Below are 13,683 nucleotides of genomic sequence, written 5' to 3'. Positions count from 1 at the left end.
ATTCCGGGGCACGCGCAAGCGTGAACCCGGAATCTCGAGATTCCGGGTTCGATGCTGACGCATCGCCCCGGAATGACGTCCGTTAGGTTCGTGACCTTGTTTCTGGCCCCTGTTTCGCCCAGCTATTATCAGGTAGCAAGCATAGTCTGAGAGCGTGAGGCGCGTAAGGGAAGGGCAATGCCGGCACAGCGAAGTATTGTCATCTGCGGGGGCGCATTTGCAGGGTTGGCGCTGGCCGTGGCGCTGCGCCAGGGGCTTGGGCCCGACATCCCGGTCATCGTGGCCGATCCGGCGCTGAGCCAGCGCCCGAGCCGCGATCCGCGCGCGACCGCGATCGTGGCGGCCTGCCGGCGGCTGTTCGAAACCCTCGGCGTCTGGGGCCAGGTGGCGCCGACGGCGCAGCCGATCACGGATATGGTCGTGACCGACTCCAGGCTGGAGGACGCGATGCGCCCGGTATTCCTGACCTTCGCCGGCAATGTCGCGCCCGGCGAGCCGTTCGCCCATATGGTCGAGAACCGCTATTTGATCGATGCGCTCGCGAGCCGTGCCGAAGCCGAGGGCGTCGAGCTGCGTGCGGCCGCGGTGTCGAGCTTCGCGTCGCGGCCCGACGGCGTCAGCGTTACGCTGGCCGACGGCACCGTGATCGATGCGAGCCTGCTGGTTGCCGCCGACGGCGCCCGCTCGAAGCTGCGCGAGCGCGCCGGGATTGCGACCCATGGCTGGGACTATAACCAGTCCGGCATCGTGGTCACGGTCGGGCACGAGCGCGAACATCACGGCCGCGCCGAGGAGCATTTCCTGCCCGCCGGGCCGTTCGCGATCCTGCCGCTGACCGGCAATCGCTCGTCGCTGGTGTGGACCGAGACGCGCAACGATGCCGCGCGCATTGTCGCCTTGAACGAAGAGCAATTCCACGCCGAGCTAGAGCAGCGCTTCGGCCTGCATCTCGGCGAGATCAAGCCGCTCGACAAGCCGCGCGCCTTCCCGCTCGGCTATTTCGTCGCGCGCTCGTTCATCGCCGAACGGCTGGCGCTGATCGGCGACGCCGCGCATGTGATCCATCCGATCGCGGGGCAGGGGCTCAACATGGGCCTGAAGGATGTCGCTGCGCTCGCCGAGGTCGTGGTCGATGCGGCGCGGCTCGGCATGGACCTCGGCCAGGCCGACGTGCTCGAGCGCTACCAGCGCTGGCGGCGCTTCGATACGATGGCGATGGGCGTCGCCACCAACTCGCTGAACTTCCTGTTCTCGAACGAATCGACGCTGCTGCGCACCGTGCGCGACATTGGCCTCGGTCTCGTCGATCGCGCGCCGCCGTTGAAGGAGATGTTCATCCGCCAGGCGGCGGGACTATCAGGCGAGGTGCCGCGGCTGCTAAAGGGCGAGGCGCTTTAGCCCTCGTAACCCGGATGAAGCCGACGGGTCGCACGAATGCGCGCCCAATGACAGGCTCCGCGAAATCCGGTGCAGACTATCCGCGGTGACTTTCTCGGATTGCGCTGCGCTTCATCCGGGCTACGCTTACATTAATCGATCTTCCTCGCCTCTTCCGGCAGCATGATCGGGATGCCGTCGCGGATCGGATAGGCGAGCTTGGCCGAGCGCGAGATCAGCTCCTGCCGCGTGGCGTCGAATTCCAGCGGCCCCTTGGTGATCGGGCACACCAGGATTTCCAGCAGTTTTGGGTCGGCGGTGCTCTCGAGATGATCGGTCGTGGAATTCATGGGAGTCTCCGGCTTGCCGTGATGTAGCACATCCAAATGTCAGCTGTCAGCGCTTGGCCATCCGCAGCAGTTCATCGATCGCGGCCTGCTGACGCGGCTTCGGCAGCGCCTGCTCGGACAGCGCGTAGCCGATGAACGCCCAGTAGAAGATCTGCGCGCGGCCGCGCGCCACGTCGTCCGGGAATCCGGCCTGCCGCAGCAGGGTTTCGATATAGCCGATCCGGCGCTGGTCGACCTCGAGCACGGCGGCGCGCGCCACGGCATCGGCGGTGGCCCAGCTGCGCACCGCGCGTTCCAGCGCCAGCCGCGCCGAGAAGGCACGGCGCAGCAACAGCGCCAGCGCGTCGCCGCCTTCCGGAATGGTCTCGAGCTCCGCGATCACCTGCTCGGCCGCGACCTCGCGCCAATGGGTCAGGATCGCCGCGCGGTAGGCGCCGATGTCGGCGAAATGCCAGTAGAAGCTGCCGCGCGAGACGCCCATGGCCTTGGCCAGCGGCTCGGCCTTGAGCGCCGTGAAGCCGCGGCGCGCCAGCGTCTTCAGGCCCTGATCGAGCCAGTCCTTGACCGAGAGCTGTTCCGTCATGGTTCCCCGTCCACGCCGCTCACCATACACAAGTGTATTGACAGGCGCCAGCGGCCGGTATCATATCCATACAGTAGTGTATGGAGGCATCGCGATGCGTGATCTTCTGCTGCAGGGCGCCGGTGTCGTCGCCATTCTGGTCAGCCTGATCCACGGCGTGCTCGGCGAGACCAGGATATTCGCGCGCGCCACCGTCGAGCCGCCGCGGCTGCGGCTCTTGCTTCGCCTGGTCTATCAGGCCGGCACCGTCGCCTGGATCGGCGGCGGCGTGCTGCTGCTCGCCGCGCCCGCAATGGCCTCCGATGCCGCGCGGCACTGGATCGTGGCGACGCTCGGCGTCGTGTTCGGCGTCGCGGCACTCGCCAACGCGGTGGCGACCCGCTTCCGCCACTTCGGCTGGATGGCGATGAGCGCCGTGGTGGCGCTCGCCGCCGCCGGCTACTAGCGAGGGCGATCATGACGACTGATCGCATCAGCCTCAGCATCGCCGATGGCGTCGCGGACGTCAGGCTCAACCGCCCGGACAAGCTCAATGCGCTCGATCCGGCGATGTTCGCCGCGATCGCCGAGATCGGTGCGCAGCTCGCGGACAACCGCAAGCTCCGCGCCGTGGTGCTCTCGGGCGAAGGGCAGGCCTTCTGCGCAGGCCTCGACATGGAGCGTCTGGTCGCAACGACGGAGGGCGAGTCCATCCTGCCCTTCGCCGATCTCGGCCGGCAAACCCACGGCATTGCCAACTTCGCGCAGCATCTGGTGTGGCTCTGGCGCGAGCTGCCGGTGCCGGTCATCGCCGCCGTTCATGGCGTTGCGTTCGGCGGCGGCTTTCAGCTGATGCTCGGTGCCGACATCAGATATCTCGCACCCGGCACGCGCCTTGCGATCATCGAGGCCAAATGGGGGTTGGTGCCCGACATGGCCGGCACGCAGCTGATGCGCCATCTCGCGCGCGAGGATGTGGTCCGTGAACTCACCTACACCGCGCGCGTCTTTTCCGCGGACGATGCGCTTGGTCATGGCTTCGCCACCCGGATCGTCGAACAGCCGCGCGAGGCCGCGCTGGAGACGGCGCGCGCGATCGCGGACCGCAGCCCGGATGCGATCCGCGCCGCCAAGCGGCTGCTCAATCTTGCAGCCGATCGCGATGCGGCGACCGGACTTGCAGCCGAAACGGCCGAACAGGCGCTTCTGCTCGGGTCGCCCAATCACATCGAGTCCGTCAGGGCGAATCTCGAACGGCGGCCCCCGCAATGGAGCTTTACATGACGACTGGCCCGGGCTTCGATCTCGAACGTCTCGTTGCGACCAATGCGTCGGCGGCCTTCAATCGGCTTGCCGGCTTCGAGATCGTCTCCACCGGCACCGGCACGGTGGAACTGCGGATGCCCTGGCGCGACGATCTCACCCAATATGCGGGACACCTGCACGCCGGCGTGATCGCGGCGCTGCTCGACACCGCCTGCGGCTTTGCCGCGGCATCGATCGCAGGTTCCGTCACCGCATCGCATTTCTCGATGAATTGCCTGAAGCCCGCGCTGGGCCGCTGCTTCATCGCCAAAGGAACCACATTGCGTGCCGGACGCAGGCAGGTCTTCGCGCGCGCGGAACTTTTTGCGGAGAACGAGCAGGGTGAGACCTCGCTGGTTGCAACCGGTGAAACCGTGCTCGTTCCGCTGGCAGGCTGAGCCGCGCGGATCGCGCATCGTTGTGAAATTTATGGAGCCATCAATTTCGGTGCGGAATCGGCTTACGCGCGGATAACCATGCCACTGAAAGTTGCAGAATATTATCGAGAAGACAATTCAATCAGCCTAGCCTGTGCGCACGGACAACCATGGACCGACGCATGTTTCGTGTTCTTACGTGCCTTTCAGGTGAGCATGACTGGCGGCTCGTTCTGCTCGCCGGACTGGTCTGCTTCGTTGCCAGTATTGTGGCCGTCAATATTTTTCATCGCGCAATTGCATCACAGGCGAGGACGCGGCTGATCTGGATTGCGATCGCGGGAGCCGCGATCGGCTACGGCATCTGGGCAACGCATTTCATCGCCATGCTGGCCTATGAGCCGGGAATCCCGACCGGCTATGGTATCGTCCTCACCGCGCTGTCGCTCGCCGCGGCGATGATGCTGACATCCGGCGGCCTCGGCCTTGCCGCCAGCGACTCCAGCCGCTGGCGCGCGCCGGTCGGCGGCGCCGTGATCGGAGCCGGCATCGCCAGCATGCACTATCTCGGCATGTGGGCGCTGGAGGTGCCGGGCCACGTGGTCTGGTCGCTCGATCTCGTGGCGGCCTCCGTCGTGCTCGGCATGCTGTTCGGCTACGCCGCGCTGGCGATCGCGGTCCGCCGTCAGGACCGCTGGATGTCGCTCGTCGCGGCGCTGCTGCTGACGCTCGCGATCGTGTCGCATCATTTCACCGCGATGGGCGCGGTCGAGATCGTTCCGGATCCGTTGCAGGCTCCGGCGGCCCTGTCGCTCTCGCCTGCCTTCCTCGCCATCGTGATCGCCGGTGTGGCGCTGTCGGTGCTCGGGATGAGCCTGGTTGGCGTGCTCGCGGATCGCCGGCTGGCGCTTCGCACCCGCCGCTTCGAGGAGATCATCAGCCAGCTTTCGTCGGCGCGACAGCAGGTCGAGACGTCGCAGAAGGCGCTGGAGGAGCAGAGGTTCCGGCTGGATACCGCGATCAACCACATGGGCGAGGGCCTCTGCATGTTCGATGCAGAGAAGCGCCTCGTCGTCTGCAACGATCGCTACGCCAAGATGTACCGGCTGCCGCCGGAACTGCTGCTGCCCGGCACGGCCCATCGCGAGATCATCAGGCATCGCATCGCCAACGGCATTCTCAAGGGCGAGACCAGCGACAGTGCCGCGACGCAGGTGCTCGCGACACTGAACGCGCTCCCGGCCGGCGAGATCAACAGCCGGGTCGACGAGCTCGCCGACGGCCGCTTGATCTGCGTGACGCGGCAGCCGATGCCCGGCGGCGGCTGGGTGGCGACGCATCGCGACGTCACCGAGCAGCGGCGCTCCGAGGCCAAGATCACCTATATGGCGCAGCACGACGCGCTGACCGATCTGCCGAATCGCGTGCTGCTCAAGGAATGGATGGAGCGCGCGCTGTCCGGTGCAAGGTGCGGCGGACCGAGCCTTGCGGTGCTGATGCTCGATCTCGACCGCTTCAAGGACGTCAACGACACGCTCGGGCATCCGGCGGGCGATGCGCTGCTGAAGTCGGTGGCCGCGCGCTTGCGCAGATCCGTCAGCGATACGACGCTGGTCGCGCGGCTCGGCGGCGACGAGTTCGCGGTGATCGACCATGTCAGCGATCCGGTCACGGAAGCGGGCCTGCTTGCCGAGAAGATCAGGAAGGCGCTCAGCGAGCCGATCGATCTCGGCGATCATCGGGTGACCACCACGACCAGCATCGGCATTGCGATCGCACCGCGCGACGGCACCGATTCGGACGAGGTGCTGCGCAGCGCCGATCTCGCGCTTTACTCGGCCAAGAGCGGCGGGCGCGGCTCGTTCCGCTTTTTCGAGCCGGAGCTCGATCGGCTGCTGCAGGCCCGGCGCAGCCTCGAGCGCGACATGCGCAGTGCCCTCGCCAATGGCGAGTTCGAGCTGCATTACCAGCCGTTCATCCACGTCGCGAGCGGGGAGACCTGCGGCTTCGAGGCGCTGCTCCGCTGGCACCATCCGCACCGCGGCATGGTATCTCCGGCGCAGTTCATTCCGCTGGCGGAAGAGACCGGCCTGATCGTGCCGCTGGGGGAATGGGTGCTGCGCACCGCGTGTGCGGAAGCCGCCAAATGGCCGGGCGACCTCAAGATCGCGATCAACCTGTCGCCGGTGCAGTTCAGGAGCCCTGAGTTGGTCCCGGTGATCGTGCGCGCGCTGGCGAGTGCCGGAATTTCGCCGGAGCGCCTCGAGCTCGAGGTCACCGAAACCGCCATCATTCAGGACAGCGAAGCGGTGTTTACCGCGCTGAGCCAACTGCACGATCTCGGGGTGCGGATCGCGCTCGACGACTTCGGCACCGGCTACTCGTCGCTGAGCTTTCTGCAGAAGTTTCCGTTCGACAAGGTCAAGATCGACCGCAGCTTCGTGTCCGAGCTCTCGGGAGCGAGCGACGAGTCGCGCCGGATCGCGCGCGCGATCGTGCGCTTTGCCGTCAGCCTCGGCAAGACCACGACGGCCGAAGGCGTTGAAACCAGGGAGCAGCTCGACATTCTCCGCGCCGATGCTTGCGTGGAAGTGCAGGGCTTCCACTTCAGCCCGCCGGTGCAGAGCGAGAAGGTCGCACAGATGATCGGCGGGCGAACCCCGGCAGCGGCCGAACGGCCTGCGGTCCGTCTTGCAATGGCGGGTGCCGCGTCCTGATCGACGGCTGCGCCGGCGGCCCCGATACGCATGAGGCGTAAGGCCGCAGCACGCCGTCAAAACCGAACTGCGCGTGGAGCGCAAAGCGGTTTTGGCGACCGTTAGAATTCCTCTAAAGCCAGCCGTCGCGGCGCTTCCTTGACTTGGCAATCGCCTCAGCATTCTTCACGCATGTGCCCTGCGCGAAGGCGCTGTGGGTATGATTGTCAACGGAGGGGATATGCGCGTGAGAGTGATTTCGAGTGCTGCGCTTGCAGCATGCGTCCTTGGGAGCGTTCTTGGGTTGACCGGATCGGCGGCGTTCGCCGACGGCTACAAGAATTGCACCAAGCTCGACAAGGCGTCGTGGAAGCCGGCAAGCGAGGCCGAAGCCAAGGCCAAGGCGCTCGGCTACGAGGTGCGTCGGTCGAAAATCGAGGGCTCCTGCTACGAGGTGTACGGCGTCAAGGAAGGCAAGCTCTACGAGCTGTTCTACAGCCCGGAAGACCTCAGCCTGAAGCACACGATCGCGAAGTGAAGCAGGCGCGATGACGGAGGCGGCGCCGGGCGCCCGCGGCGCGACCAGCGTGCAGGTCTGGGACCTGCCGCTGCGGCTGTGGCACTGGGCGCTCGCCATCCTCGTCCTGGTCGCCTGGGTGACGCCCAGCACCTATGACCGGCTGCACCGGCTGGCGGGTTATTCGGTGATCGGGCTGCTGGCGTTCCGGCTGATCTGGGGCTTTGCCGGCACGCGCTACGCGCGTTTCGGCAGGCTCGGCGTTCGCCTGCGCGCGGCGCCGCGCTACATCTGGAATCTCCGCCGCGGCATCACCGGGCGCTATATCGGGCTCAATCCGGCGGGCACCGTGATGCTGGTGGCGCTGCTGTTCCTGCTTGCGATCTCGACAATCACGGGCGCGATGGAGGTCACCGTGACCTTCTTCGGTGTCTGGTGGGTCGAGGACACCCACGCCTATGCCTCGGATGCGGTCATCATCCTGGTCGCCCTGCACGTGCTCGGGGTCATCGTGGTCGGCTTGCTGCAGCGTCAGAATCTGGTGCGCGCAATGTTCACCGGCCGCAAGCAACTGCGCAATCGCTGATGGGCGAGACGCTTTTTGGTCTGCCGCGCTTTCTTCACGCGAATCGGTAGCCGCTTCGCTCGAAAGCGCCTTACTGCACCGGCGGGTCGCCCGAGGTGCGCTTCTTTGCGAGGTCCATCTCGGTGACTGCGATCAGGATCTCGGCGCGGGTCTTCAGGTCCGGCGCCTCGAGCATCGCCTGCTTCTCGGCCGGACCATAGGGCGACATCATCGCCAGCGCATTGACCAGCGCCTCGTTGGGCGCGGACTCGATACCTTCCCAGTCGACCTTCAGATTGTTGGCTTCCAGGAAATCGGCCAGCACTTCGAGCAGCGCCTTGCGGTCGACGGCCTCCTCGCCCTTGCGCGCGGTGAAGTCGCCGACGAAGGAGAAGAAGTCGACCTTGCACTGCCGGTACGGCGTCTGCACGGTGAGCTCCTCGACCACCTTGAAGCGCGCGACGCCGGTCAGCTCCAGGATGTAGCGGCCGTCGCCGGATTCGGCGAGCTGGGTGATGCGGCCAACGCAGCCGATCCGGAACAGGGCCGGCTTCGCCTCTTTCTGCGAATGCGCCACGTCGGGCTGGATCATGCCGATCAGGCGATGGCCGTCGCGCAACGAGTCGTCGATCATCGCGAGATATCGCGGCTCGAAGATGTTGAGCGGCATCTGGCCGCGCGGCAGCAGCAACGCGCCGGGCAGCGGGAACACCGGGATCACCTCCGGGAGCTCGCCGGGTCCGCGATATTCGGCATTGATCGGCATCTGCGGTCCCGCTGCTGTGACGGGCGTGCTTTACGAGAACAGGATGGTCGACAACCGCTTGCGCCCCTCGACGGTTGCCTCATCGGTGCCGCCCCACGCCTCGAAGAACTGCACCAGCTGCTTGCGCGCGCCGTCGTCGTTCCACTTGCGGTCACGCCTGACGATGGCGAGCAATTGCTCGGTCGCTTCCGTGCGCTTGCCCATCGCATTGAGCGCGGTGGCGAGATCGAATCGGGCCTGATGATCGAGCGGGTTTGCGGCGACTTTCTGTTCCAGCTCCGCGACCGGGCCGACCGCTTCCGCCTGTTCGGCGAGATCGATCGCCGCCTGCACCGCCTTCACCGCGGCGTCGTTGCGCTTGGATTCCGGAACCATCGCCAGCGTCTGCTTGGCCTGCTCCATCGCACCCGACGTGACATAGCACTTGGCGAGGCCGGCGAGCGCCGCGATGTTGGTGGCGTCGTGCGCCAGCACCTCGGCATAGATCTGCGCGGCCTGGGCGGCGTCGCCCTCGGCAAGCACGGCGTCGGCCTCGGCCAGGATCTCGGTGAGGTTGGGCTCGCCGGCGGCCGGCACGCCCTTGGTGATCTTCTCGATGAAGGCGTTGACCTGGCTCTCCGGCACCGCGCCCATGAAGCCGTCGGCGGGCTGGCCGCCCACGAAGGCGATCACGGCCGGGATCGACTGGATGCCCATCTGGCCGGGGATCTGCGGATGCTCGTCGATGTTCATCTTGACCAGCTTGACCCGGCCCTTGGCGTTGCGAACCGCCTTTTCCAGGATCGGCGTGAGCTGGCGGCAGGGACCGCACCACGGCGCCCAGAAGTCGATCATGACCGGTTGACGGCGCGATTCCTCGATGACGTCCTTGACGAAGGTCTGGGTCGTCGTCTCCTTGATCAGATCGGGCGCTGCCTCGGGCGTGGGGCCGCCCTGCTCCATTATCGTCACGTTGTCCTCGCCTGCTTCTGAGGTCGGAAATCCGGGGGCGTTCTAGCACGCCCGGAACGGCACGTTCAGCCGTTCTGTCAGCTAGAGCATGATCCCGGAAAAGTGGGAACCGGTTTCCGGGATCATGCTCCGTAAATGGCAGTCAGCCAGCAAAATTCAATCGCTTGGCCGCCCGTCCCGTTCCATCGGAGATCGGGTGGGTTGGTGCCGCGGAACGGCCGATGATGGCGATCATTCATGACAGCAGGGGAGCGCTCGTGGCAAAGGCCTATTACAGCACGGTGTTCGAGCAGCCGGCCGGCGAGGTCTGGAAAATCATCCGCGATTTCAACAATTACCCGGTCTGGGTCCAGGGCGCGGGGGCGAGCGAGATCGAGGACGGCAAATCCGGCGATACCGTCGGGGCCGTGCGCAATGTGCTGTACCGGGGGCGGCGGATCCGGCAGCGGCTGCTCGCGCAGTCCGACGTCGAACGCTTCCAGACCTACGAATTTGTCGATACCCCGACCCTGCCGGTGACGGATTTCAGCGCGACCCTGCAGGTAACCCCGGTGATCGACGGCGACCGGGCCTTTATCGAATGGTGGGCCGTGTTCGATTGCGACCCGACCTGCCGCGTCGAGCTGACGCAGACGCTAACCGGCTGGTTCGAGACCTGGCTCGAATCGCTCCGGGACGAGATGGCCCTGAGGCCGGTTCCGGCGGAAATCTAAAAAGAAATCGGCGGCGCAGCCGGTTTCGGCCGATTCGGGGTCAATTTTTAGAGAAACCGTGCGATTTCGTGGGGTTCGGACCGCGCTCTTGTGTTGCATTCACAGACAGCTTTTGGCATAGGTCTGCCGTTGCCGGCGAGCGATCGCCGCCATTTCGGATGCGGGTGTAGCTCAGTGGTAGAGCACGACCTTGCCAAGGTCGGGGTCGAGGGTTCGAGCCCCTTCGCCCGCTCCAAAACTTCTCGCTGACCGAGCTGACAGTCTGATGAAGGCCCGCTGATGAGGCCAGCCCACTGGCGCGGGCTTTTTGCTGTCCGGCCCAAGGTCGCATCTCCAGGCCGCGATTGCGAGGTCAAGATGCCGCGGCCCGCCGTGGCGGTTTCCGGCTTTTGTTAACCGGCAAACGTTGCATTCTCAAAACTGATAGAAATCTGTGGTTGTGTTGGTGTTGGAATGGTTGCCGCCGGTTTTGCCGGGCGGCAAGCGCGTGAACGATGTCGATCTGTTGGAAGCCGGCTCCCGGGTTAAATCGCCGCTTGGCTCGCGCAAACGTCGCTGCGCTGATCGTGCTGGTCGGCGTCTGGACATGTTCGGGCGCATCAGCGCAGCAATTGCCGAGCGACTCGGCGTATGCCCCGGCGCCCAGCTTCTCTCCCATGCCTGGCTTTGGGCCGGCGCCTGACTTCGAGCCGGCCGAACGGCCGCGAGCGCGGGTCTACATCACGACGCGGTCGCACCGGGGCGGCCAGCAAAACTTCTGCGTCAGGACTTGCGACGGCCGCTTCTTTCCGTTGCCGCGCGTCAGCGAGACGGCCGACGTCAAGGTATGCGAGGCGGCCTGTCCAGCTGCCGAGGTGAAGCTGTACTCCGGCTCCGATATCGACAGCGCCAGAACCGAAGCCGGCGAGACCTACAAGACGCTCGCCAATGCATTCCGCTTCCAGCGCGAGATGGTGCCGCAATGCTCGTGCAGCGCCGGCGCGTCCACCGGCCTGTCGCCGATTGCGATCGAGGACGACATGACGCTTCGGACCGGCGACATCGTCGCCGCCGATGACGGCTTCAAGATCGCGGCGATCACGAGCGGACAGCGGCGCAGCGTGTTGTTCAGGCCGCTGTCGAAGGCCAAGGCGCAAGCGCTCGGTCTGGCGCGCCTGTCGTCGCGATAGAGGCGATCACGAACGTTAGCTTCATTCGAATATCACGCTGCGGTGCAGAATGCCTTGTTATCAGGCAGGCTGCTCAGGAAAATTTCGTCTCAAATATCGTCTCAACTAGTTTTGACGCAGCGCACACCGGCGGACGCGCTTTTCAGCGTCGATGGATGTGCTACCATTTTGCCGTCTGACCTACCTCACAGACCGCCACCATCATCTCTCAGGGCGTTCAAAATCAATAACAGGCAAGCTGCAACGGCTTGCGTAGGGGAGTGACGCGATGAAATCCGCTTTCAATCGATCAATACTTGCGTTCGCGGCGATCGCGCTGCTGGCGGGGACGACCTTCGCCAGTGCGCAGCAACAGACAGACAAGAATCGTGCGCTGAAGAAGTACGAATCGGGCACCAAGGAATTCTGGACCCATCCGCCGGATGACTGGTTCCTCGGCGACGAGACCGAAGCGCAGAAGGGCCTTGCCCCGCCGTCCGGTCCGCCGACCGGCGCGTCCGATTCCGAGCTCGCGACGATGATGAAGAAGATCAAGCTGCCGCCGGGCTTCAAGATCGAGGTCTATGCCTCGAACGTGCTCGCCGCGCGGCAGATGGCCTGGGGTGACAAGGGCACGCTGTTCGTCGGCTCGTTCGGGCTCGGCAACGTCTATGCGATCAAGGACAACAACGGCAAGAAAGAGGTCAAGACCATCCTCAAGGGCCTCAACATGCCGACCGGCCTCGCCTTCCGCGACGGCGCGCTCTACGTCATCGCGGTCGACAAGCTGATCAAGTACGACAACGCCGAAGCCAATCTCGACAATCTCGGCAGCGGCAAGGTGGTGTATGACGATATGCCGTCCTACGCGGCGCATGGCTGGAAATACATCGCCGTCGACAAGGAAGGCTGGTTCTACATTCCGTTCGGACCGCCCTTCAACATCGGCATTCCGCCGACCTCGGTGTCGCAGATCCGCCGCGTCGATCCGAAGACCGGCAACGCGGAAATCTGGGCGCTCGGCGTGCGCAACTCGGTCGGCGGCGACGTCGATCCGCGCACCGGCAAGTACTGGTTCACCGAGAATGCCCGCGACTGGATCAGCGACGATCTGCCGAGCGACAAGCTCAACATGATCTCGAAGATCGGCGAGCACTTCGGCTATCCCTATTGCCACCAGGGCAACCTGCCGGACACCAAGTTCGCGATGGGTCACAAGTGCTCGGAGTTCACTCCGCCGGTGTACAATCTCGGTGCGCACGTCGCGCCGCTCGGCATGAAGTTCTATACCGGCAGCCAATTCCCGGCCGAGTACAAGAACAGCATCCTGATCGCCGAGCACGGCTCCTGGAACCGGCATAAGTACCAGGGCGGCCGCATCGTGAAGATCACCGCGAGCCCTGACGGCAAGAACGCCAAGCAGGAGATCTTCGCCGACGGCTGGATCGAGGGTGACCAGGGCTATCTCGGCCGTCCCGCCGACATCCTGCTCGACAAGGATGGCTCGATTCTCGTCGCCGACGACTGGGCCGGTGCGATCTATCGCATCAGCTACAGCAAGAAGTAACGGTTGAAACAATGCGGGGCTGCGGTGGCCGATCAGGCAGCCGCAGCCCCGTTTACGTGGTTCGGCAAGCCCAACGACGGAACAGACTCGTCATGCCCGGACTTGATCCGGGCATCCATCCAAACAAAAACCCTTCTGCAAGCCAGATGGATTGCCGGGCCAGGCCCGGCAATGACCCGTGGAGAAAACTGGCAATGCGTGTTGCGTTCTTTGCAATCCTGTTCGCGGCGGTGATCGCAGTTGCGTCGTCCGCCAACGCCGCCGATGTCGCCGCCGGCAAGGCGAAGGCCGAACTCTGCGCCGCTTGTCACGGCGACAACGGCATCTCGCAGACCGAGAACATTCCCTCGCTCGCCGGCCAGCTCGACCAGTACGTTCAATGGCAGCTGGTGTTCTTCCGCGCCGGCGCGCGCAAGAACGAGCAGATGCAGCCGATCGTCGAGCAGCTCAACAACGACGACATCCGAAATCTCGGCGCTTATTTCGCGTCGCTGACGCCGTTCAAGGGCGGCAAGGACGACAATCCGGACTTGTCCGAAAAGGGCAAGCAGGCCGCCGCCGGCCGCCGCTGCGCCTCATGCCATGGCGATACGTTTGCCGGTACCAAGGCGGTGGCCCGCATCGCCGGGCAGCGTGAGGAATATCTCGTCAAGGCGCTGCACGATTACAAGTCGGGCCAGCGCTCCGGCGGCGCCCAGGCCGCGATGGCCGATGTCGCCTATCCGCTGAGCGACGAAGAGATCACCGCGCTCGCGCATTATCTGGCGCATCTGTAGCCACAAAAAATGT

The 13,683-nt window shown here is 65.1% G+C and carries 16 protein-coding genes and 1 tRNA gene; 13 read left to right on the top strand and 4 right to left on the bottom strand.

Annotation, left to right across the window (positions count from 1 at the left end):
* The first annotated feature begins 177 nt into the window (after window positions 1-177).
* Window positions 178-1,398, top strand: a complete 1,221-nt coding sequence (locus ACVIHF_RS34820; protein WP_456793295.1) for a ubiquinone biosynthesis hydroxylase — start codon at window positions 178-180, stop codon at window positions 1,396-1,398.
* Between the two features lie 131 nt (window positions 1,399-1,529).
* Here ACVIHF_RS34820 and ACVIHF_RS34815 read toward each other — a convergent pair whose 3' ends face one another.
* Together ACVIHF_RS34815 and ACVIHF_RS34810 are read right to left on the bottom strand one after the other, a co-directional pair.
* Complete coding sequence (locus ACVIHF_RS34815) at window positions 1,530-1,727, bottom strand: Trm112 family protein (protein WP_194457614.1); 198 nt, start codon at window positions 1,725-1,727, stop codon at window positions 1,530-1,532.
* A gap of 46 nt (window positions 1,728-1,773) precedes the next feature.
* Window positions 1,774-2,310: a TetR/AcrR family transcriptional regulator gene (locus ACVIHF_RS34810; RefSeq protein WP_253605663.1), complete on the bottom strand. Its 537-nt coding sequence runs from the start codon at window positions 2,308-2,310 to the stop codon at window positions 1,774-1,776.
* Window positions 2,311-2,404: 94 nt separating this feature from the next.
* Between ACVIHF_RS34810 and ACVIHF_RS34805 the strand changes: the two genes are divergently transcribed.
* The 6 genes from ACVIHF_RS34805 to ACVIHF_RS34780 all read left to right on the top strand — a co-directional run bounded on the left by ACVIHF_RS34805 (window position 2,405) and on the right by ACVIHF_RS34780 (window position 7,770).
* Complete coding sequence (locus ACVIHF_RS34805) at window positions 2,405-2,755, top strand: hypothetical protein (protein ID WP_018269338.1); 351 nt, start codon at window positions 2,405-2,407, stop codon at window positions 2,753-2,755.
* An 11-nt stretch (window positions 2,756-2,766) separates the two neighbouring features.
* Complete coding sequence (locus ACVIHF_RS34800; RefSeq protein ID WP_253605661.1) at window positions 2,767-3,573, top strand: crotonase/enoyl-CoA hydratase family protein; 807 nt, start codon at window positions 2,767-2,769, stop codon at window positions 3,571-3,573.
* Window positions 3,570-3,992, top strand: coding sequence for a PaaI family thioesterase (locus ACVIHF_RS34795; protein WP_225161889.1), 423 nt, complete (start codon window positions 3,570-3,572; stop codon window positions 3,990-3,992). The genes ACVIHF_RS34800 and ACVIHF_RS34795 overlap by 4 nt, the downstream gene beginning before the upstream one ends.
* Window positions 3,993-4,153: 161 nt before the next feature.
* On the top strand, window positions 4,154-6,688 hold the full coding sequence (locus tag ACVIHF_RS34790) for a bifunctional diguanylate cyclase/phosphodiesterase (protein WP_253605659.1): 2,535 nt from the start codon (window positions 4,154-4,156) through the stop codon (window positions 6,686-6,688).
* 220 nt (window positions 6,689-6,908) lie between these two features.
* Entirely contained in the window at window positions 6,909-7,205 is a 297-nt protein-coding gene (locus ACVIHF_RS34785) for a PepSY domain-containing protein (RefSeq protein ID WP_092081268.1), read from the top strand.
* A gap of 10 nt (window positions 7,206-7,215) precedes the next feature.
* On the top strand, window positions 7,216-7,770 hold the full coding sequence (locus tag ACVIHF_RS34780; protein ID WP_253605658.1) for a cytochrome b/b6 domain-containing protein: 555 nt from the start codon (window positions 7,216-7,218) through the stop codon (window positions 7,768-7,770).
* Between the two features lie 70 nt (window positions 7,771-7,840).
* Here ACVIHF_RS34780 and ACVIHF_RS34775 read toward each other — a convergent pair whose 3' ends face one another.
* Window positions 7,841-8,515, bottom strand: a complete 675-nt coding sequence (locus ACVIHF_RS34775) for an LON peptidase substrate-binding domain-containing protein (RefSeq protein ID WP_225642377.1) — start codon at window positions 8,513-8,515, stop codon at window positions 7,841-7,843.
* Window positions 8,516-8,545: 30 nt separating this feature from the next.
* On the bottom strand, window positions 8,546-9,466 hold the full coding sequence (trxA, locus tag ACVIHF_RS34770; RefSeq protein WP_026192069.1) for a thioredoxin: 921 nt from the start codon (window positions 9,464-9,466) through the stop codon (window positions 8,546-8,548).
* A 164-nt stretch (window positions 9,467-9,630) separates the two neighbouring features.
* Between trxA and ACVIHF_RS34765 the strand changes: the two genes are divergently transcribed.
* From ACVIHF_RS34765 to ACVIHF_RS34740, 6 genes are all read left to right on the top strand, one after another.
* Window positions 9,631-10,179 (top strand): SRPBCC family protein, encoded by a 549-nt coding sequence (locus ACVIHF_RS34765; protein ID WP_456793294.1) that lies wholly within the window; start codon window positions 9,631-9,633, stop codon window positions 10,177-10,179.
* Window positions 10,180-10,339: 160 nt separating this feature from the next.
* Window positions 10,340-10,414: transfer RNA gene (locus ACVIHF_RS34760), tRNA-Gly, on the top strand.
* 210 nt (window positions 10,415-10,624) lie between these two features.
* Window positions 10,625-10,861, top strand: coding sequence for a hypothetical protein (locus ACVIHF_RS34755; RefSeq protein ID WP_253605656.1), 237 nt, complete (start codon window positions 10,625-10,627; stop codon window positions 10,859-10,861).
* Window positions 10,836-11,348 carry a DUF2865 domain-containing protein gene (locus tag ACVIHF_RS34750; RefSeq protein ID WP_253605655.1) on the top strand — a complete coding sequence of 171 codons (513 nt, stop codon included), beginning with the start codon at window positions 10,836-10,838 and terminating at the stop codon, window positions 11,346-11,348. Before ACVIHF_RS34755 ends, ACVIHF_RS34750 begins: the two co-directional genes overlap by 26 nt.
* Before the next feature lie 268 nt (window positions 11,349-11,616).
* Window positions 11,617-12,894 carry a PQQ-dependent sugar dehydrogenase gene (locus tag ACVIHF_RS34745; RefSeq protein ID WP_168856117.1) on the top strand — a complete coding sequence of 426 codons (1,278 nt, stop codon included), beginning with the start codon at window positions 11,617-11,619 and terminating at the stop codon, window positions 12,892-12,894.
* A 194-nt stretch (window positions 12,895-13,088) separates the two neighbouring features.
* Complete coding sequence (locus ACVIHF_RS34740; RefSeq protein WP_092081280.1) at window positions 13,089-13,670, top strand: c-type cytochrome; 582 nt, start codon at window positions 13,089-13,091, stop codon at window positions 13,668-13,670.
* Window positions 13,671-13,683: the final 13 nt, after the last annotated feature.

It is taken from the genome of Bradyrhizobium sp. USDA 4506 (assembly GCF_054058795.1).
This window is presented reverse-complemented; position numbering and strand designations above follow the sequence as displayed.

Excerpts from the sequence above, each read along its gene's own strand:
- ACVIHF_RS34780 (WP_253605658.1), top strand. The coding sequence starts at position 7,216 with ATGACGGAGGCGGCGCCGGGCGCCCGCGGCGCGACCAGCGTGCAGGTC.
- ACVIHF_RS34805 (WP_018269338.1), top strand. The coding sequence starts at position 2,405 with ATGCGTGATCTTCTGCTGCAGGGCGCCGGTGTCGTCGCCATTCTGGTC.
- ACVIHF_RS34820 (WP_456793295.1), top strand. The coding sequence starts at position 178 with ATGCCGGCACAGCGAAGTATTGTCATCTGCGGGGGCGCATTTGCAGGG.
- ACVIHF_RS34790 (WP_253605659.1), top strand. The coding sequence starts at position 4,154 with ATGTTTCGTGTTCTTACGTGCCTTTCAGGTGAGCATGACTGGCGGCTC.
- ACVIHF_RS34745 (WP_168856117.1), top strand. The coding sequence starts at position 11,617 with ATGAAATCCGCTTTCAATCGATCAATACTTGCGTTCGCGGCGATCGCG.
- ACVIHF_RS34800 (WP_253605661.1), top strand. The coding sequence starts at position 2,767 with ATGACGACTGATCGCATCAGCCTCAGCATCGCCGATGGCGTCGCGGAC.
- ACVIHF_RS34795 (WP_225161889.1), top strand. The coding sequence starts at position 3,570 with ATGACGACTGGCCCGGGCTTCGATCTCGAACGTCTCGTTGCGACCAAT.
- ACVIHF_RS34775 (WP_225642377.1), bottom strand. The coding sequence starts at position 8,515 with ATGCCGATCAATGCCGAATATCGCGGACCCGGCGAGCTCCCGGAGGTG.
- ACVIHF_RS34740 (WP_092081280.1), top strand. The coding sequence starts at position 13,089 with ATGCGTGTTGCGTTCTTTGCAATCCTGTTCGCGGCGGTGATCGCAGTT.
- ACVIHF_RS34750 (WP_253605655.1), top strand. The coding sequence starts at position 10,836 with ATGCCTGGCTTTGGGCCGGCGCCTGACTTCGAGCCGGCCGAACGGCCG.
- ACVIHF_RS34785 (WP_092081268.1), top strand. The coding sequence starts at position 6,909 with ATGCGCGTGAGAGTGATTTCGAGTGCTGCGCTTGCAGCATGCGTCCTT.
- ACVIHF_RS34810 (WP_253605663.1), bottom strand. The coding sequence starts at position 2,310 with ATGACGGAACAGCTCTCGGTCAAGGACTGGCTCGATCAGGGCCTGAAG.
- ACVIHF_RS34815 (WP_194457614.1), bottom strand. The coding sequence starts at position 1,727 with ATGAATTCCACGACCGATCATCTCGAGAGCACCGCCGACCCAAAACTG.